Annotated in this window: 17 protein-coding genes and 1 tRNA gene; 15 read left to right on the forward strand and 3 right to left on the reverse strand. The window is 76.1% G+C overall.

Annotation, left to right across the window (positions count from 1 at the left end; genetic code table 11):
- Positions 1-86 precede the first annotated feature (86 nt).
- The 3 genes from GJV82_RS14560 (at position 87) to GJV82_RS14570 (ending at position 2,222) form a co-directional block, all read left to right on the forward strand.
- Positions 87-1,190, forward strand: a complete 1,104-nt coding sequence (locus GJV82_RS14560) for a chorismate-binding protein (RefSeq protein ID WP_318657678.1) — start codon at positions 87-89, stop codon at positions 1,188-1,190.
- Positions 1,187-2,095 carry an aminotransferase class IV gene (locus tag GJV82_RS14565; RefSeq protein WP_155099728.1) on the forward strand — a complete coding sequence of 303 codons (909 nt, stop codon included), beginning with the start codon at positions 1,187-1,189 and terminating at the stop codon, positions 2,093-2,095. Before GJV82_RS14560 ends, GJV82_RS14565 begins: the two co-directional genes overlap by 4 nt.
- 55 nt (positions 2,096-2,150) lie before the next feature.
- Positions 2,151-2,222: transfer RNA gene (locus tag GJV82_RS14570), tRNA-Val, on the forward strand.
- A gap of 122 nt (positions 2,223-2,344) precedes the next feature.
- On the opposite strand, the gene GJV82_RS19500 is transcribed toward GJV82_RS14570, so the two are convergent.
- Positions 2,345-2,953 carry a hypothetical protein gene (locus tag GJV82_RS19500; protein ID WP_024839564.1) on the reverse strand — a complete coding sequence of 203 codons (609 nt, stop codon included), beginning with the start codon at positions 2,951-2,953 and terminating at the stop codon, positions 2,345-2,347.
- A gap of 124 nt (positions 2,954-3,077) precedes the next feature.
- Here GJV82_RS19500 and GJV82_RS19505 point away from each other — a divergent pair, with 124 nt between their 5' ends.
- A complete protein-coding gene (locus GJV82_RS19505; protein WP_196217264.1) occupies positions 3,078-3,344 on the forward strand; it encodes a helix-turn-helix domain-containing protein in 267 nt (88 codons plus the stop codon).
- A 403-nt stretch (positions 3,345-3,747) separates the two neighbouring features.
- On the opposite strand, the gene GJV82_RS14585 is transcribed toward GJV82_RS19505, so the two are convergent.
- On the reverse strand, positions 3,748-4,293 hold the full coding sequence (locus GJV82_RS14585) for an arsenate reductase/protein-tyrosine-phosphatase family protein (protein WP_024839566.1): 546 nt from the start codon (positions 4,291-4,293) through the stop codon (positions 3,748-3,750).
- Between the two features lie 227 nt (positions 4,294-4,520).
- Here GJV82_RS14585 and GJV82_RS14590 point away from each other — a divergent pair, with 227 nt between their 5' ends.
- From GJV82_RS14590 to GJV82_RS14620, 7 genes are all read left to right on the forward strand, one after another.
- Entirely contained in the window at positions 4,521-6,287 is a 1,767-nt protein-coding gene (locus tag GJV82_RS14590; RefSeq protein ID WP_196217265.1) for a DUF4012 domain-containing protein, read from the forward strand.
- A 93-nt stretch (positions 6,288-6,380) separates the two neighbouring features.
- Positions 6,381-6,947 (forward strand): peptidase, encoded by a 567-nt coding sequence (locus GJV82_RS14595; RefSeq protein ID WP_155099731.1) that lies wholly within the window; start codon positions 6,381-6,383, stop codon positions 6,945-6,947.
- A gap of 201 nt (positions 6,948-7,148) precedes the next feature.
- Positions 7,149-8,672, forward strand: coding sequence for a sugar transferase (locus tag GJV82_RS14600; RefSeq protein WP_115942480.1), 1,524 nt, complete (start codon positions 7,149-7,151; stop codon positions 8,670-8,672).
- A gap of 12 nt (positions 8,673-8,684) precedes the next feature.
- Entirely contained in the window at positions 8,685-9,935 is a 1,251-nt protein-coding gene (locus GJV82_RS14605; protein ID WP_155099732.1) for a lipopolysaccharide biosynthesis protein, read from the forward strand.
- Positions 9,932-11,041 carry a polysaccharide pyruvyl transferase family protein gene (locus GJV82_RS14610; RefSeq protein WP_155099733.1) on the forward strand — a complete coding sequence of 370 codons (1,110 nt, stop codon included), beginning with the start codon at positions 9,932-9,934 and terminating at the stop codon, positions 11,039-11,041. The genes GJV82_RS14605 and GJV82_RS14610 overlap by 4 nt, the downstream gene beginning before the upstream one ends.
- Positions 11,038-12,135 (forward strand): glycosyltransferase, encoded by a 1,098-nt coding sequence (locus GJV82_RS14615; RefSeq protein ID WP_115942483.1) that lies wholly within the window; start codon positions 11,038-11,040, stop codon positions 12,133-12,135. The genes GJV82_RS14610 and GJV82_RS14615 overlap by 4 nt, the downstream gene beginning before the upstream one ends.
- Positions 12,132-12,719, forward strand: a complete 588-nt coding sequence (locus GJV82_RS14620; RefSeq protein WP_318657679.1) for an acyltransferase — start codon at positions 12,132-12,134, stop codon at positions 12,717-12,719. Before GJV82_RS14615 ends, GJV82_RS14620 begins: the two co-directional genes overlap by 4 nt.
- A 17-nt stretch (positions 12,720-12,736) precedes the next feature.
- On the opposite strand, the gene GJV82_RS14625 is transcribed toward GJV82_RS14620, so the two are convergent.
- Entirely contained in the window at positions 12,737-13,303 is a 567-nt protein-coding gene (locus GJV82_RS14625; RefSeq protein WP_115942484.1) for an LbetaH domain-containing protein, read from the reverse strand.
- Positions 13,304-13,357: 54 nt separating this feature from the next.
- Between GJV82_RS14625 and GJV82_RS14630 the strand changes: the two genes are divergently transcribed.
- From GJV82_RS14630 to GJV82_RS20525, 4 genes are all read left to right on the forward strand, one after another.
- On the forward strand, positions 13,358-14,644 hold the full coding sequence (locus GJV82_RS14630) for a glycosyltransferase (RefSeq protein ID WP_115942485.1): 1,287 nt from the start codon (positions 13,358-13,360) through the stop codon (positions 14,642-14,644).
- A gap of 66 nt (positions 14,645-14,710) precedes the next feature.
- Positions 14,711-15,745, forward strand: coding sequence for a GDP-mannose 4,6-dehydratase (gene gmd / locus GJV82_RS14635; RefSeq protein WP_024839576.1), 1,035 nt, complete (start codon positions 14,711-14,713; stop codon positions 15,743-15,745).
- Positions 15,742-16,731, forward strand: coding sequence for a GDP-L-fucose synthase family protein (locus GJV82_RS14640; protein WP_034603586.1), 990 nt, complete (start codon positions 15,742-15,744; stop codon positions 16,729-16,731). The genes gmd and GJV82_RS14640 overlap by 4 nt, the downstream gene beginning before the upstream one ends.
- A gap of 124 nt (positions 16,732-16,855) precedes the next feature.
- Positions 16,856-18,317 (forward strand): polysaccharide biosynthesis tyrosine autokinase (locus GJV82_RS20525; RefSeq protein ID WP_318657680.1); only part of this gene is annotated, 1,462 nt, incomplete at its 3' end.

Below are 18,317 nucleotides of genomic sequence, written 5' to 3' on the forward strand. Positions count from 1 at the left end.
ACGTCCAACCGGCCCCGGCGGGCGTGCCGCGCACGGCGCGTCGGGCGGTCTCGGGGCGCCGTGCGCGCGGTCGGTAGCGTGGTCCCGTGCCTGGACCTGGGAGAACGTCGCCGCGGCAGGGGATCGCGCACCTCGCCGGCCGCGCCGCCGCGGGCGTCGTCGAGGTCGTCGACCTGCGTCGCGCGCCGGAGCGGCTCGCCGAGCCCGGGCCCTGGTTCGTCGTCGTGGACTTCGACGCGCCTGCGCGCGGCGGGCGGGCGCGCGCGTGGCGGTTCGCCGAGCGTCTCGACCCGGGCGACCTCGCCGCCGCGGGCCCGGCGTCGGGACGTGCGTGGCGCGGGCCGTCCGCCGACGCGTGGACGAGCTCGATGGACCGGGCGCGGTACGAGGCCGCCGTCGCGCACGTGCGCGCGCAGGTCCGCGAGGGCGAGGTCTACCAGGCCAACGTGTGCCGCGTCCTGTCCGCGCCGCTCGCCGACGCGGAGGGCGAGCCGGACGCGCTCGCCCTCGCCCGGCGTCTGGCGCGCGGCAACCCCGCCCTGTACGGCGGCGTGCTGCACGTCCCGCGGGCCTCGGGCGTCGACCCGGTGTGGGTCGTCAGCGCGTCGCCCGAGCTGTACCTGCGCGTCTCCGGCGGGACCGTGACGTCGGGCCCGATCAAGGGCACCGCCGCGACGCCGGACGGCCTGACGGCCAAGGACCGCGCCGAGAACGTCATGATCACCGACCTCGTGCGCAACGACCTCCAGCGCGTGTGCGAGCCCGGCACGGTCGAGGTGACCGACCTCCTCGCGGTCGAGCAGCACCCCGGGCTCGTGCACCTCGTGAGCACTGTCGCGGGCCGCGTGCGCCCCGACCTGCACGACCCGGCGGCGCTGTGGCCCGCCCTGCTCGACGCGACGTTCCCGCCCGCGTCCGTCTCGGGCGCCCCGAAGTCCTCCGCGCTGCGGATCATCGACGCGCTCGAGCCCGAGCCGCGCGGCCCCTACTGCGGCGCGGTCGGCTGGGTCGACGGCGACGAGGCGGTGCTCGCCGTCGGGATCCGGACGTTCTGGTGGTCGGACGGCGTGCTGCGGTTCGGCACCGGGGCCGGCATCACGTGGGGGAGCGACCCCGCGCGCGAGTGGGAGGAGACCGAGCTCAAGGCCCGGCGCCTCGTCGGTCTCGCCTCGGGCACACTGGAGCCATGAGCACCCCCGGGGCGCCGACGCCTCCCTCCGAGAACCTCGTGATCTGGGCCGACGGCCGGCTCGTGCGGCCCGACGAGGAAGCGCTGAGCGCCGTCGACCACGGCCTGACCGTGGGCGACGGCGTCTTCGAGACGTGCGCGGTGTTCGACGGCCGGGCGTTCGCCCTCACCCGCCACCTGCGCCGTCTCGCGCGGTCGGCCGCGGGACTCGGGCTCGACGCCCCCGACGAGCGGCGCGTCCTCGAGGGCGTCACGGCCGTGCTCGCCGAGGCCGACGCGCGCACCCGGGAGGGCGCGGGCGCGGTCGGGCGGCTGCGCATCACCGTGACCGCCGGCGTCGGCCCGCTCGGGTCGGGACGCACGCCGGGCGCCCAGACGGTCGTCGTCGCGGCCGGCCCCGCGACCATCAGCCCCGCCGGGCGCGCCGTCCGCTCGCCCTGGACGCGCAACGAGCGCTCCGCCGTCGCGGGGCTCAAGACGACCTCGTACGCGGAGAACGTCGTCGCGCTCGCCGACGCCGTCGCGAAGGGCGGCGACGAGGCCCTGCTCGCCAACACCGCGGGCGACCTGTGCGAAGGCACGGGCGCCAACGTGTTCGTCGAGCGCGGCGGCGAGCTCGTCACGCCCCTGCTGTCGTCGGGGTGCCTCGCGGGCATCACGCGCGAGCTCCTGCTGGAGTGGGCCGCGGAGGACGGCCTGCCCGTGCGCGAGGCGCGCCCCGGCGAGCTGCCGTTCGCCGTGCTCGACGAGGTGAGCGCCGGGGACGCGGCCTTGCTCCTCACGGGCTCGGTGCGCAACGTGCAGCCCGTGACGTGGCTCGACGGCGTCGACGTGGCGGCCGGAGAGGTGTCGCTCGCCGCGCACGACCTGTTCGAGCGGCGCCGGCGCGAGCGTCTCGACCCCTGAGCGCGAGCCGGTTTTTCGATCCGGTCCGTTTCAGGCTAGTATCGACCTCGCACTCGGGCGATTGGCGCAGTGGTAGCGCGCTTCGTTCACACCGAAGAGGTCACTGGTTCGAACCCAGTATCGCCCACCGAGCCGAAGGCCCTCCGACCAGCATCGCGCAGGTCGGGGGGCCTTTCTCGTGCCCCGCAGTCTCGGTCTCCCGAGACGCGGCCGGGTCGACGGCGCTCCCGTCCCGGGCGGCGGGAGAGGTCACCCGACCAGCAGGTCGCCCGCCGTGACGGTGAAGATCGCGAGGACCTGCAGGCCGGTCGCCACGGCGAGGATCCCGGTCGTGCGGCGTTCGTGCGCGTCGAGCCTCTGGGCCTGCTCGTCGACCTCGCGCGTGCGGACGGCGTTCTGGGCGACCACGCGCGCGCGGAACTCCTCGACGACCTGCTTCACGTCCTGGTCGCGGTTGTGCTCCTGCGAGCGTGCCCGGGCCTCGCGCACCTTCGTCGCGGCGGCCTCCGTCTCCCAGTCGGTATGGCGGGTGAGGGTCAGCGCCGCCTGGCTGTAGCCCGTCAACGCGGTGTCCCACGCGTGCTCGCGGACCTCGGGCGGCAGCACGGTGGCCAGGAGCGCGAGGATGCGTGCCTGTCCGCTCTGCTCGAGGGAGACGAAGAGGTCGCGCAGCGCGTCCTCCCTCGCTCTCCGGCGGCGCCCGAGCTCCTCCCGCAGGTCCGAGGCCTCGCGTGCGCGCCGCGCCAGGACGACGCCGGTCACGACGGCGACGACGGTCGCGAGCGCGACGGCGACGAGGGTGAGGCCGATCTCGATCCCGCTCGGGGCGTTCGCGACGGCTGCTGCGATGTCTCTCATCGTGCACCTCCTCGATCATGTCCTCACTCGGAACGAGGTGCGTCGTCGCGTGCTCGTGACACCGACGCCCGGGTGGTGGTCGGGCGCGCTGCGAGCGACCGGGATCGCTCCTAGGGTCGCGAGCATGTCGAGCAGGGGGCCGTACATCCTCGCGTCCGTGTCACGCACGGTGCGCACCGTCGAGCTGGTGGCCGCGTCGGGCGCGATGCGCCTGGCGGAGCTGGCGGCGTGCCTGGGCGTGAGTCGTCCGGGCGCGTTCCGGATCGCGCAGACGCTCGTCGCGCACCGGTGGCTCGTGCAGGGCGACGACCGCCGCTACCGCATCGGTCCGGCCGCGCGAGCCCTGACGGGGCTGGCGGCGGACGTCGACGGTGACGGCGAGCGCGCGTGAGCCCGTCCCGCCCTCCCTGTCTCGCCATGTGAGCGGTCCCACGGCCCCCGGCGCGTGAATCTAGCGGGCAAACCGGGCGCGGGAGCCGGGCAATACTCCGCGTCACGGACATCACGGGCGCTTCTGAACGGACGTCCAGCCTGCGGGACGCACGAGCCGCGTGCACGCTGCACCCATGTCCGGGGTGACGGTCGACCGACGGTCGGTCGCCCTCGGTGCAGCGACCGCGGACCTCCCCGCACGACGCGCCCGTCTCCGTGGCACGACGGGCTCGGGGGCCGCTCTCGGGGTGCGGCGGCCCTGTCGTCCGGGAAGCGGTCGTGGTGGTCGCCGTCGCGGAGCCCGACCGGCCGTGACGGCAGCCGGTCCTCCTCCCCGTGCAGGGGGCAGGGAGGAGGACCGGTCACCGCCGCATCGCGGCGACGAGCCGGTCGGTCTGCGTCTCGATCGTGCCGAGCACGCGCTCGTACACCTCGTCGGAGCGACCGTACGGGTCCTCGACGTCCGGGGCGTGGCGCGCGAGGTCGAGACCCGCCCGCGCCCGCGGGGCCGCCGCGACGACGGCGGCGAGGCGGGCGGCGTCGGTCGTGGCACGGTCCCCGGTCCCGACGGCCTCGGCGATCGCCGGGAGCTCGGTGAACAGGAACGAGCGGCGCAGCGCGGCCGGCGCGAGGTCGAGCACGTCGGCCCGGTGGCGGCGCGTCATGGTCAGCACGAGGTCCGCCGCACGCACGAGGTCGGGCGTCAGGTCGCGCGCGGCGAACGCCGCCGGGTCGAGTCCGCGGCGCGCGACGAGGCGCGCCATCGGCGGGGCGACGGGCGCGCCCACGACCGCCCGCGTCCCGGCGCTCGTCACGACGACCGAGTCGTCGAGCGCGGCGCCGAGCACGAGCTGCGCCGCGGGCGAGCGGCAGATGTTCCCGGTGCAGACGACGAGGACGGACAGCACGCTCTGAGCCTCCCTGCGGGCGTGGGTCTGGGTAATGTAGCGCGAGCGACGGCAGCGCGCCGGGGCCGTCGCGCAGGGGGCGAGTCGCGGGGGGCGGCATGGTGCACGAGGAGTGGGGTCCGGGCTGGTCGGGCGCAGCGACGACGGTCGCGCCGGCCGGTCGACGCGAGCCGGAGCGGGAGACGCCGAGGCGTCCGCGGAGGAGACGGCCACGACTGCGCCGACGGGTGGGCCTCGCGGTCGCGCTGGCGCTCGTCGTCGTGGTCGCCTGGCTCGCGTGGCTCCTCGTGGACGCGCTGCGCGCCCGCGCCGCGCTCGAGGACGTGGCCGCGCGGCTCCCCGTGCTCCAGGAACAGGTGCGGTCCGGCCAGGACGCGACGGCCACGGTCGAGGACGTCCGCGGCTCCGCGGCGCTCGCGGCGGCGGCGACGCACGGCCCGCACTGGATGCTCGCCCGCGCCCTCCCGCTCGTCGGCGACGACGCCCGCGCGCTCGGCGAGGTGACCGGCGCGGTCGACCGGGTCGCGCAGGACGCGCTGCCCCGCCTCGCCGCCGCGGTGGAGGTCGCCTCGCCCGCCGCCCTCGCGCCGTCGGGCGGCTCCCTCGACCTCGCGCCCCTCGCCGACGCGCGCGACGACGTCGTCGCGGCCGACCGCGCCGTCACCGCGTCGCTCGAGAGCGTCGCGGGCATCGACACCGCCTCGCTCGTGGGGCCGCTGGCCGCCGCGGTGGACGACCTGCGCGACGAGCTCGCCCAGGTCGCGTCCCAGACGGCGACGGCCGCGCGCGCCGTCGACCTCGTCCCCGCGATGCTCGGTGCCGACGGCGCGCGCGACTACCTCGTGCTCGTGCAGAACAACGCCGAGCCCCGCGCGACGGGCGGGATCGCCGGGTCGGTGCTGCACCTGCGCGCCGACGCCGGGGACGTCGCGCTCGTCGAGGTCCGCCCCGGGAGCGCGCTCGGCCCGCTCCCCGAGAGCATCGTCGACCTCAGCGGCGCGGAGGCCGCGCTGTTCGGCGACGACCTCGGCCGGTACATGCTCAACGTCACGTCGACGCCCGACTTCCCGCGCGCGGCGCGCGTCGCGCGCGAGGCGTGGCTGCGGCAGACGGGCGAGGACGTCGACGGCGTCGTCGCCGTGGACCCCGTCGCGCTCGCCGGAGTGCTGGGTGCCGTGGGCCCCGTGGAGGTCGCCACCCCGGACGGCGAGGCGCTGCGGCTCACGGAGGACGACGCGGCCGCGTACCTGCTCAACGGCGTGTACCGCGACCACGAGGACCCGTCGGAGCAGGACGCGGTGCTCGCGCTCGTCGCGCGCGAGGTCGTCGCGGCGCTGACGAGCGGCACCGGCGACCCGGCGCGACTCGTCGACGCGCTCGCCGGCTCGGCGCGCGAGGGCCGGCTGCTCGTGTGGTCGGCGCGCGCGACCGAGCAGGACCTCCTGACGGGCACCGTCCTGTCGGGCGAGCTCGTGGGGCGCGGCGTCGACCCGGCGGGCGGCCCCGCGTCGCCCGTCGTGGGCGTCTACCTCAACGCGACGACCGCGTCCAAGACCGGCTACTACCTCGACTCCGCGGTCGCGCTCGACGACGTCACGTGCCGTCCCGACGGCTCGCAGTCCTTCACGCTGCGCGTCACGCTCACGTCGACGCTCACCGCGGACGAGGCGGCGCGCCTGCCCGAGTACGTCCTGGGGGCGGGCGGGGACGGGACGATCCGCACCAACCTGCTCGTGTACGCCCCGGCGGGCGGCGGGATCCGGGGGACGTCCGGGGCGGACGACGGCCCGGGACTGTTCTCGCACGTGCACGACGGGCTCGTGGTCGGGGCCCGCTCCGTCGCGCTCGCCCCGGGGGAGTCCGTGACGTACGACTACGACCTCGTGAGCGGCCGCAACCAGCCCGGGGAAGTTTCCGTGAGGAAAACTCCTGGTTCCAGGTCCGAGACGACCACCCTCTCGGCTACCGGGTGCGGCGGGAGTGTGTTCTCCTGAGGGAGCACGGCGGGGGCACGTGCGTGAACGGGCGTCGACGACGCCCGTCGGCCGAGGTCCCCGCGTCACCGACGAAGGCAGGGGGCCTTTGACATGAAGCTTCGACGCGCAGCGACCACGCTGCTCCTGGCCGGGGCGATCGCCGCGGCACCGGCCGTCGCGACCGCCTACGAGGCGGACGAGTACGAGGTCGGCGTCTCCACGACGACGCCCTCGGTCGGCCAGACGTTCACCGTCACGGTGGGCGGGCCGGCGGGCAACCCGACGATCACGCTCACCATCACGTCGCCCGACGTCGCGGACGGCGCCATCTCCATCGCCGGCACCAAGGCGCTCACCAAGAACACCGCGAACGGCTTCGCGTCGTTCGCGGTGACGCTGTCGGAGCCCGGCACCTACTCCCTCGTCGCGACCGACGCCGACGGCACCGTCCTGTCGAGCCAGCAGGTCGTCGCGGTGCCCGCGTCCGACGGCGCCGGCAGCGGCTCGGGCTCCGGCTCGGCGCAGGGCGGCGGCGACGACGTCTCGTCGGGCGGACTGGCCGAGACCGGGTCCGACGACGTCCTCCTGCTCGGCGGCGCGGCGCTGCTCGTCGCGGGCGGCACGACGGCGGTCCTCGTCGCGCGCAACCGCCGGCGCTCCGCCGGGACGAAGGCCTGAGGGGACGAGCCCTCGCCCCCGGGCGAGGGCTCTGACCGAACCTCCCGGTCGCCTCGGCGACCGGCCGTCGCCGTGACGACGACGTCCCGGACCGTGACGGAGACACTCAGCAGGCCGCCGGTCGGGCGGCGGTACGAGCGCGCCCTCGGGCGGCCGTGCCGTCGTGCGGCCCGTGCGACCACGGACGTCGCAGGGGGCACCATGACGTTGGAGAAGGATCACGAGGTCGACGCCGTCGACCTCGACGACTCGGGACGGCGTCTCGACGCGCCGTCCTTCGACACCGGGCAGCTCGTCCGGATCTCCCTGGGCGCGTACCGGCGCCCGGGCTGGAAGGCGCGGCTCGCGCGCCGCGTCGCCGTGGTCGACGCGCTCGCGGTCGCGACGGCGGTCGCGACCGCGTACCTCGTGCGGTTCGACGGGATCGGCGGCACCACGCTGGACCTCCAGTACGCCGCGATCTCCGCGGCGCTCCTGGTCGTCTGGTGGTGCGCGCTGCGCGCGGCGTTCTCCCGGGACGGCCGGAGCCTCGGCTCGGGCGCGCCCGAGTACACGCGCGTCGTCAACGCGACGGTCGCCGTGTTCGGGGTCGTGGCCATCGCGGCCTACCTCCTGCGGTACGACCTCGCGCGCGGCTACGTCGCGATCGCACTGCCCGTCGGCCTCGTGCTGCTCGTGCTCGGGCGGTGGGCCGTGCGGCGGCAGCTCGTGCGGATGCGTCGCCGGGGCCGGTGCCGGTCGCGGACGGTCGTCGTCGGGGGCCGCGACGGCGTCGCGCACCTCGTCGGGAGCCTCCGCGAGGCGCGGGACAGCGGGTACGAGGTCGTGGGCGCGTGCGTCCCCGGCGGGCCGCTCGAGCCGCACGAGACGGTGGCGGGCGTGCCCGTCGTCGGGGAGGTGGGCGACACGGCGCGCCTCGTCGAGCCGCTGCACGCGGACACGGTGATGGTCACCGGGTCCGACCTCGTCACCCCCCGGACCGTCAAGCGCCTGGCGTGGGACCTCGAGCCGTGGGGCGCGGACCTCGTCCTCGCGCCGGCGCTCACCGACGTCGCGGGCCCGCGCATCCGGACCCGGCCCGTCGCGGGGCTGCCGCTCCTGCACGTCGAGGCGCCCGGCTACTCGGGTCCGCAGCACGTGCTCAAGCGGGCGTTCGACGTCGTCGGCGCCCTCGGCCTCCTCGTGCTCTTCGCCGTCCCGCTCGTCGTGACGGCGCTCGCGGTCAAGCTCACGAGCCGCGGCCCGGTGCTGTTCACGCAGGAGCGTGTCGGGCTGCGCGGCGAGCCGTTCACGGTCCTGAAGTTCCGCTCGATGGTCGTGGACGCCGAGTCCCGGCTGGAGGACGTGCTCGGCGCGGGCAACGTCGGGGTCTTCTACAAGCCCAAGCAGGACCCGCGCGTCACCCGGGTCGGGGCGTTCCTGCGCCGCTACTCGATCGACGAGCTGCCGCAGCTGTTCAACGTGCTCGGCGGGTCCATGAGCCTCGTCGGCCCGCGGCCGCAGGTCGCGCTCGAGGTCGACCAGTACGACGACGAGATCGGGCGTCGTCTGCTGGTCAAGCCCGGTCTGACCGGGCTGTGGCAGGTCTCCGGCCGCAACAACCTCACGCTCGAGGAGAGCGTGCGGCTCGACCTCTACTACGTGGAGAACTGGACCGTGACGGGGGACCTCCTCATCCTCCTGCGGACGCTGCGCGCGGTGGTGGGTCGTGACGGTGCCTACTGAGCGCGAGGCAGCGTGATCGGGGCGTTCGCGTGGCTGACGACCGGCAGGCTCGCGGCCGCGGCGCTCCAGGCGGTGACGTTCGGGGCGCTCGCCGTGCTCGTCGGGCCGGCCGAGCTCGGCGTCGTGGGCTCGGCCGTCGCGGTGCTCACCGTCCTCCAGGCGGTGTTCGACCTGGGCCTGTCGGCGTACGTCGTGCGGACGCGCGCCGAGGCGCCGGACGACGGGCGCGTCCGGGCGGCCGTCGTGCTCAACCGGCTCACGACGGCGCCGCTGCTCGCCGCCGCGCTGGTCGCCGCGTGGCTCGTGACGGCGGCCCTCGGTGACGGCCTCGGCGCGGCGGTCCTGCCGCTCGCGGTCTGGGCCGCGGCCGAGCGGAACGCCGAGACGGTGGCGGGCGTCGCGATCGCGGACGGCCGCGCGTCCCTCGCGACGGCGAACCTCGTCGTGCGCCGCGCGGTCGCCGCGGCGGGGTTCGCCGCGCTGTGCGCCGCCGGGACGGACCCGGTGCTCGCGTACGGCGTCGCGATGGCCGCGGGCTCGCTCATGTCCGTGGCGTGGCTCAACGCGGCGAACCGTACCCGGCTCCCGGAGGGTGGGCGCGCGCCGCTCGGGCACGTGCTGCGCGAGGCCCGGCCGTTCTGGGTCAACACGGTCGCGGTGCAGGCGCGCACGCTCGACGTCCCTGTCGTCGCGGCGACCGGGGGAGCCGTGGTCGGCGGGCTCTACTCGCTCGCGAGCCGGGCGACGGTCCCGCTGCGGCTCGTCCCCACGTCGCTCGCGCTCGCGCTGCTGCCGCACGCGACGCGCGCCGTGGGCGTGGCCGCGCGCCGGCGCGTCCTGACGCACCTCGCGTGGCTCGTGGCCGGCGTCGCCGTGGCGTACCTGGCGCTCGCGGCGTGGGTGCCCGCGCTCGTGGACGCGGTCCCGGTGCTCGACGAGTACCGCCCGGCCGTCGTCCCGGTGCAGATCCTGCTCCTCGCGCTGCCCTTCGGCGCCGTCGCCTCGGTCTGCACCGCGCTCCTGCAGGGCTACGGCGACGCCGCGTTCGTGTCGCGCGCGGCGGTCGCGATGTCCGCCGTGTGCCTCGTCGGTGCCGGGGTCGGCGCGGTCCTCGCGGGTGCGGAGGGCGCCGCGGTCGCGTTCGGCGGCGCGCTCGTGCTGCAGGCGGCGCTCCTCGCGACCCGGCTCGTGCGGCACCACCGGGCCGAGGACGAGCGGCCGACGCGGGCCGGGGCACCGGTCCGCGAGGAGGTGCGCCCGTGAGAGTCGTCGGCTTCTGCTCGGTCGTCGCCCAGGAGGACAACCTCGGCGACGTCGTCATCCGTCGCGAGATGCTGCGCGTCCTGCGCGAGACGTGCGACGAGGTCGTCGTGTACGCCGGCCGCTCGGGGGCGTCCTACCGCGCGTCGTACGACCTCGACGGCACGACGGTCCTCACACGCCCGGGGCGGTTCCAGGCCCGGCTCGTGCGCGCGGCGCTGGGCCGCGGCCGCCCGCTGCTCGTCTTCGCGCCGGGGCCCGCGCGGCTCGGCGGTGACCGCCGGTCGCTGCTCAAGGGCGTCGCGAACCTCGCCAACGTGGTCCTCGTGCGTCTCGGCCGCGGCGAGGCGATGACGCTCGGCCGCGCGGTGCGCACCGGGGGCCGGGCGGGGCGCGCGGTCGAGGGGCTGAGCCTGCGGCTCCAGTCGCTGTACGTCGCGCGGGACGACGTGACGCGCGGCGTGCTCGGGCCGCGCGTGCGGGTCGCGCCGGACCTCGCGCTCGCAGGGGACGACGGCCCCGCGACCGGCGCGGCGGACGCGATGGTGCTGTCGTTCCGCGGGGACCGCGAGGTGGACCCGGCGCTCGTGCGCCGCGCGATCGAGGCGGCCCGCCGCACCGGCACGCGGCCCGTGCTCGTCACCCAGGTGCGTCGCGACGGCGCGCAGCACGCGCGCCTCGCGGCGGAGCACGGGATCGAGCACGTGGCGTGGGAGGGGGAGCACCGTGCCCAGCTCGATCGGGTGACCGCGACGATGCGCACGGCGCGCGTCGTCGTGAGCGACCGGCTCCACGCGCTGCTGCTCGGTGCGCGCAACGGCGCGGTGGTCGTGCCGGTCGCCACGCCCGGGAGCGACAAGCTGCCGACGACGCTCGCCGTGCTGCCCTCGACCGCGGCGCCGGACGACCTGCGCGTGCACCTCGCCGCGCTCGGCGAGCCGGTCGTCGTCGACCGCGCGGCCGCGCGGGCCGCGGTCGACGACGTGCGTGCGCTCGTCGTCGCGCGCGCCGCGGGCCTGCGGGGCGCGCCCGACGCTCCGCCGGCCGGCGCGCGCCCGGCCGCGGCACGACCGGACCGAGTCCCCGACCCCCTCGAGGAGGGCGTATGACAGCCAGCGCAGGGTTCTACCTCGCCGTGATGCCGCGCTACCGGCGCGCGTGCGTCGAGATCGTGCGTCAGACCTGGCCCGGCGACCTCGCCGTGTGGGTGAGCGACGCGCACCTCGACCCGAGCGTGCGCACGGACCCGGACGTCGGGTGGTACCGGCGCGTGCGCATGGTGCGCGTGCGCCGCGCCGCCTTCCTCCAGGTCGGGCACTGGCGCGACGCGCTGCGCCGGGGCACGACCGTCGTCGACCTCAACCCCCGCAGCCTCACCGCGTGGCTGCTGCTCGTGCTGCGGCGCGCGACCGGGCGGCGGGTGCTCGTGTGGGGCCACGTGCACCCGCGGGCCGGGCAGGGCGCGCGGACCGCGCCGGTGCGTCGCCTCATGCGCCGGCTCGCGCACGGGACGGTCTCCTACACGGTCGCGGACGCCGCGGACGCGCGCGCGGACCTGCCGGGCTCGCCCGTGTGGGTCGCGACCAACGCGCTGTACCGGCGCGACGACATCCGGGTCCCGGCGGGCGACGAGGTCGGCGAGCGCGACCACCTGGTGTTCGTGGGCCGCTTCGTGCGGGCCAAGAAGGTCGACCTCCTCGTCCGCGCGTTCGCCGTGGCCCGGCAGGCCCGCCCGGGCATGCGTCTCACGCTCGTCGGGGACGGCGAGCTGCGGCCCGAGCTCGAGCGCTTCGTGCGCGAGCAGGGGCTCCAGGACGCGGTGACGTTCGCGGGCTGGGTCGACGACGTCGACGCGCTCCGGGCCGTGCACGCGCGGGCCTTCGCGGCGGTGTCGCCCGGGTTCGCGGGGCTGTCGCTCACGCAGGCCGCGGGGTTCGGCGTGCCGACGCTCGTGTCGCGGGACGAGCCGCACTCGCCGGAGATCGAGCTCGCGGACCACGGCGCGGTGCGGTGGTTCCCCACGGACTCCGTGGAGGGGCTCGCGACGGCGGCGCTCGCGGCGTGGGACGACCGCGCGAGCGTCCCGGACCGCGCGCTGTCGGCCTGGGTCCGCGAGTCCTACTCGGCCGAGTCGATGGCGCGCGGCCTCGTGGACGCCCTCGGCGCCCGGGTCGAGCGCCCGCAGGAGGTGAGCGTCGCGTGACGAGCGGAACGACGCCGGTCTACGGCACACGGACGCAGCTCGCGCCCGTCCTCGTGCGGCCCGTGCGCGCGGTGATGCGGCGCCTCGCCGTGCGCCAGCACGTCACCTACGGCCGCGGCCTGCGCCTCGGGCGCTTCGCCGTCGTGAGCGCCCCCCACCGGCTCGTCATCGGCGACGACGTGTCGATCGGGCCGTGGTCGATCGTCGAGGTCGACGGCGAGATCGGCGACTTCGCGCTCATCGGCCAGGCCGTGCAGGTCGTGGGGCGTGACGACCACGCGTTCGACGAGGTGGGCGTCCCCGTCGCGGAGTCCACGTGGTCGGGGGACCGGCCCGCCACGCCGCGCGACGCCGTGCGCATCGGGCGCGACGTCTGGGTCGGCGGCGGCTCGATCGTGCTCAGCGGCGTGACGATCGGCGAGGGCACGATCGTGGGCGCGGGGTCGGTCGTCACCGGCGACCTCCCGCCGTACTCGATCGCCGTCGGCTCGCCCGCGCGCGTCGTCCGCGCGCGCTTCGACGCCGCCGACGCGGCCCGGCACCGCAGGGCGCTCGACGAGCGCGCCCGGAGGAGGCGCGGATGAGCCGCCAGGTCGAGCGGTCAGAACCGGCGGCGGTCGGTGAGAGCACGACCCTCCCAGACGCGCCCGTCGGGCACCTCGCCGCGCACGACGGAGGCCGGGGCGACGAGCGCGGACCGGCCGATGTCGGTCCCGCCGAGCACGACGCAGCGCGCCGTCACCCAGGACCCGTCGCGGATGCGCACGGGCGCGGTGACGAGCCCCATGTCGGTGCGGTGGCGGTGGCTGCCCGTGGTGACGAACGTGTCCTGCGAGACGACGACGTCGCGCCCGACCTCGACCAGGTCCTGGTTGTGGAACCACACGCCCTCGCCGATCCACGACCCGTCGCCCACGCGCAGCTTCCAGGGGAACCGGACGCGCGTGCGGGGGCGGATGATCACGCCGTCGCCGATGCGGGCCCCGAACGCGCGCAGCGCCGCGACGCGCAGGCGCGAGCTGATCTGCCAGGGGTTCGTCACGAGCAGCAGCTCGACGACGCCCCAGAGGTAGACGACGAGCGCGGGGCGGTCCCACGCCTGGCGTTCCCCGGGCGCGTCCCGCAGCGGGACGACGGGCACGTCGTGGTCGTTCCGGTCAGTGCTCAACTCAGCCCCCAGGGTCGAGACGATCGGTCTGCCGCCGACCCTACGGCCTGGGCGATGCGCGTGCTCGTGGTCGGCGCGAACTACGCGCCCGAGCCGTCGGGCAACGCTCCCTACACGGCCGCGCTCGCGCGGCGCCTCGCGGCCCGGGGCCACGACGTCGAGGTCGTCACGACGCACCCGCACTACCCCGAGTGGCGCGTGCGCGACGGCTACGGGGCGTGGTCCTCGCGCGAGACGCTCGACGGGGTGCGGGTCCGCCGCCTGCGGCACTACGTGCCCCGCGTGCCGACGCCGGGCCGCCGGCTCGCCGCCGAGACGTCGTTCGGCCTCCGCTCGGCCGCGGTGCGCTGGCCCGCGAGCGACGTCGTGCTGCTCGTGTCGCCGTCGCTGTTCGCCGCGGCCGCCGCCCTGGCGCGGGCACGGCTGGGCCGGCTCGCCGGGCGCCGGCGCCGGGTCGTGCTGTGGACGCAGGACCTGTACTCGCTCGGGGTCGAGGAGACCGGCACCGCGACGGGTACCGCGGCGCGCGCGGTCCGGGCGGTCGAGCGCGCGGTCGCGCGCGGGTCGGACGCCGTCGTCGCGATCCACGACCGCTTCGCCGCGCACCTCGTGCACGTCCTCGGCGTCCCCGCCGAGCGGGTCACGACCGTGCGCAACTGGACCCACCTCGCCGAGCGCGCCCCGACGGACCGCGCGGCCGCGCGCCGTGCGCTCGGGTGGCGCGACGACGAGGTCGTCGTGCTCCACGCGGGCAACCAGGGGGCCAAGCAGGGGCTCGAGAACGTCGTCGAGGCGGGGCGGGTCGTGGACCGGCGCGGCGTGCCCGTGCGGTTCGTCCTGCTCGGCGACGGCAGCCGCCGGCGCGACCTGGAGGCCGCGGCCGCCGGGATCCGGTCGGTCGGGTTCGTGGACCCGCTGCCCGACGACGCGTTCGTCGCGGCGCTCGCGGCCGCCGACGTGCTGCTCGTCAACGAGCTCGCGGGACTGTCGCAGATGTCGGTGCCGAGCAAGCTCACGTCGTACTTCGACGCCGGACGGCCCGTGCTCGCCGCCACGGCGGCGGGGTCGACGACGGCCGAGGAGCTCGCGGCGTCGGGCGCCGGGCTGCGCGTGGACCCGCAGGACCCGGAGGCGCTCGTCGACGGGGTGCTGCGGATCGCGTCCGACGCGGCGGCCGCGGACCGGCTCGGGGAGGCGGGGCGGCGGTACCGCCGCACGGTCCTGTCCGAGGACGCCGCGGTCGAGCGGTTCGAGAGCTGGCTCGCGCGGTGGGGCACGGTGCGCCCGCGCGCGGCGCCCCGCGCCGCCCGCGCCGAGGACGAGCAGGCGGCGCTCGCCTGACGGGCGCGACGAGGGAACGCACGACGCACGCACGACGTACGCACGACGCACGACCGAGGGGGACCCATGACCACGAAGAAGGCGCTGATCTCCGGCATCACCGGGCAGGACGGCTCGTACCTCGCGGAGCTGCTGCTCCTCAAGGGCTACGAGGTGCACGGGCTGATCCGCCGCGCGTCGACGTTCAACACGGCACGGATCGACCACCTGTACCAGGACCCCCACGAGCAGGACGCACGGCTGTTCCTGCACTACGCGGACCTGTCCGACGGCGCGCGCCTCGTGACGCTCATCTCGCAGATCCGGCCTGACGAGGTGTACAACCTCGCGGCGCAGTCGCACGTGCGCGTGTCGTTCGACGAGCCGGAGCACACGGCCGACACGACCGGCACGGGCGCCATCCGCCTCCTGGAGGCGGTGCGCCTCGCGGGCGTGGACACGCGCTACTACCAGGCGTCGTCGTCGGAGCTGTACGGGGCCACGCCGCCGCCGCAGGACGAGACCACCCCGTTCCACCCGCGCTCGCCGTACGCGGCCGCCAAGCTCTACGCGTACTGGATCACGAAGAACTACCGCGAGGCCTACGGGATGTTCGCCGTCAACGGGATCCTGTTCAACCACGAGTCCCCGCGCCGCGGCGAGACGTTCGTGACGCGCAAGATCACCCGTGCCGTCGCCGCGATCCAGGCCGGCCGCCAGGAGCACCTGTACCTCGGCAACCTCGACGCGGTCCGCGACTGGGGGTACGCCGCCGAGTACGTCGAGGGCATGTGGCGCATGCTCCAGGCGGACGAGCCCGACGACTACGTGCTCGCCACGGGGACCGGGCTCACGGTGCGCGACTTCCTCGACGAGTCGTTCTCGCACGTGGGCCTGCGCTGGCAGGACCACGTGCGGTTCGACGAGCGCTACCTGCGCCCGAGCGAGGTGGACGCGCTCGTCGGGGACCCGAGCAAGGCGCACGCCGAGCTCGGCTGGAAGCCGACCGTCGACGGGCGCGCGCTCGCGCGGATCATGGTCGACGCCGACGTGGAGGCCCTCGGGCATGCCGGGTCGCCGTGGATCGACCGCGTCGCCCTCGCCACGTGGGAGGCCGCGTGACGACCCCCGACGAGCGCGACCTCGTCCGGCACGACCCGGCGCCCCTCGACCGCGACGCGGTGTTCTACGTCGCGGGCCACCGCGGCCTCGTCGGGTCGGCCGTGTGGCGCCGCCTCGAGCGCGCGGGCTTCTCCCGGCTCGTGGGGCGCACGTCGGCAGAGCTCGACCTCACGAACCGCGACGCGACGTTCGCGTTCTTCCGCGAGCACCGCCCGCGCTACGTCGTCCTCGCGGCGGCGAAGGTCGGCGGGATCATGGCGAACGCCGCCTACCCGGTCGACTTCCTCTCCGAGAACGTGCGGATCCAGGTCAACGTGCTCGACGCTGCGCGCGCCGTCGAGGTCGAGCGCCTGCTGTTCCTCGGGTCGTCGTGCATCTACCCGCGGCTCGCGCCCCAGCCGATCACCGAGGACGCGCTCCTCACCGGGCACCTCGAGCCCACGAACGACGCGTACGCGATCGCGAAGATCGCGGGCATCCTCCAGGTGCAGGCGGTGCGGCGCCAGGACGGGCTGCCCTGGATCTCGGCGATGCCGACCAACCTCTACGGCCCGGGCGACAACTTCTCGCCCACCGGGTCGCACGTGCTGCCCGCGCTCGTCCGCCGCTACGACGAGGCCGTGCGCACGGGCGCGCGCGAGGTGACGAACTGGGGCTCGGGCACGCCGCGCCGCGAGCTGCTGCACAGCGACGACATGGCCGACGCGTGCCTGCACCTCCTGGAGCACTACGACGGCCCGGTGCAGGTCAACGTCGGCACGGGCGAGGACGTGACGATCCGCGAGATCGCCGAGACGGTCGCCGACGTCGTCGGCTACGACGGCGCGACGACCTGGGACACCTCGATGCCGGACGGCACGCCGCAGAAGCGCCTCGACGTGTCGCGCCTGCGTGCGACCGGCTGGGAGGCGCGGACCGGCCTGCGCGAGGGGATCGAGCGCACGGTCGCGTGGTACCGCGAGCACGCGCGGGAGGTGCGCCGGTGACCGCGAGGCGCGGTGCCGTGAGCGCGGACTCCCCGCGCCGCGGGGGCGTGCCCAGGGTCGCGACGTCCGGGGCCCTGTGCGAGATTGAGGCGGTCGCGGGTCGACGCTCAGGGGGAGCGGCCCGGTGAGGGGGACGACGATGGAGCTCGCGGACTACGTGCTGCTGCTGCGCAAGAGGTGGGTGAGCGTCGTCGTCGTGGCCGCGCTCGGGCTGGCGCTCGCGGGCGCGTACTCGCTCCTCGCGACGCCGTCGTACGCGGCGCGGTCCCAGGTGTACGTGTCCGTGCAGGGCTCGGACACGACGACGGACCTGCTCCAGGGCTCCAACTTCACCGTGCGCCAGGTCAAGTCGTACGTCGAGCTCGCGACGAGCCCGCGCGTGCTCGACCCCGTCGTCGAGGAGCTCGGCCTCACCGACGACGCCGCCTCGCTCGCGCAGCGCGTGCGTGCCGACTCGCCGCTCGACACGGCGCTCATCGACGTCACCGCGACCGACAAGTCGCCCCAGCTCGCCGCGGAGGTCGCCAACGCGACGGCCGCCTCGCTCGCGACCGTGGTCCGCGAGCTCGAGACCCCCGCGGGCGGCGGCGACTCGCCCGTGCAGATCAGCACCGTCCGCGCGGCGGCGGTGCCCGGCGCGCCCGCGTCGCCCAACCTCCGGCTCAACCTCGTGCTCGGGCTGCTCGTCGGCCTCGCGCTCGGCGTCGCGCTCGCCGTGCTGCGCGACCGCCTGGACACGCGCGTGCGCTCGACGGCCGACGTCGAGGCGATCACCGACGCGCCCGTGCTCGGCGTCATCGGGTACGAGGAGGACGCGCCCGAGCACCCGCTCATCGTCCAGGAGTCGCCCCTGGCGGTCCGCGCCGAGGCGTTCCGCCGGCTGCGCACGAACCTGCAGTTCCTCGAGCTCGGCACCGCCGCCCGCACCTACGTCATGACGTCCTCCCTGCCCGGCGAGGGCAAGACGACGACGAGCATCAACCTCGCGATCACGCTCGCCGACGCGGGCCGGCGCGTCGTCCTCGTCGACGCCGACCTGCGGCGCCCGTCCGTCGCCCGGTACCTCGGGATCGAGGGGTCCGTGGGACTCACGACGGTCCTCATCGGCAAGGTCGGCCTCGAGGACGCGCTGCAACCCTGGGGCAACGGCAACCTGGACGTCGTCACGGCCGGGCAGATCCCGCCGAACCCGAGCGAGCTGCTCGGCGCCGAGCCGATGACGCGGCTCCTCGAACGCCTGCGCGCCGAGTACGACGTCGTCGTCGTCGACACGCCCCCGCTCCTGCCCGTCACCGACGCCGCGATCCTCGCGCGGGGCGTCGGCGGGGCGATCGTCGTGGCGGGTGCCGGCACCGTGCACCGCCACCAGCTCGAGACGGCGCTCTCCGCGCTCGGCACGGTGGGCGTCCGCCCGCTGGGCATGGTCGTCAACCGCGTGCCCGTCAAGGGCCCGGGCGCGAACGCGTACGAGTACGGGTACTACGCGTACACCGCCGACGAGCCGTCGCGGGGCGGCGCGGCGGGCACGCGCGCGGACCGCCGCACGGCCCGCGCCGGTCGCCGGCACGCCCGCGCGACGGCGTCCC

The sequence above is a fragment of the Cellulosimicrobium composti genome (genome assembly GCF_009711085.1).
GTDB lineage: Bacteria > Actinomycetota > Actinomycetes > Actinomycetales > Cellulomonadaceae > Cellulosimicrobium > Cellulosimicrobium composti.

Coding starts and splice junctions, on each gene's coding strand:
- GJV82_RS14565 (WP_155099728.1), top strand. CDS start 1,187: ATGAGCACCCCCGGGGCGCCGACGCCTCCCTCCGAGAACCTCGTGATC.
- GJV82_RS19500 (WP_024839564.1), bottom strand. CDS start 2,953: ATGAGAGACATCGCAGCAGCCGTCGCGAACGCCCCGAGCGGGATCGAG.
- GJV82_RS19505 (WP_196217264.1), top strand. CDS start 3,078: ATGTCGAGCAGGGGGCCGTACATCCTCGCGTCCGTGTCACGCACGGTG.
- GJV82_RS14595 (WP_155099731.1), top strand. CDS start 6,381: ATGAAGCTTCGACGCGCAGCGACCACGCTGCTCCTGGCCGGGGCGATC.
- GJV82_RS14600 (WP_115942480.1), top strand. CDS start 7,149: ATGACGTTGGAGAAGGATCACGAGGTCGACGCCGTCGACCTCGACGAC.
- GJV82_RS14615 (WP_115942483.1), top strand. CDS start 11,038: ATGACAGCCAGCGCAGGGTTCTACCTCGCCGTGATGCCGCGCTACCGG.
- GJV82_RS14630 (WP_115942485.1), top strand. CDS start 13,358: ATGCGCGTGCTCGTGGTCGGCGCGAACTACGCGCCCGAGCCGTCGGGC.
- gmd (WP_024839576.1), top strand. CDS start 14,711: ATGACCACGAAGAAGGCGCTGATCTCCGGCATCACCGGGCAGGACGGC.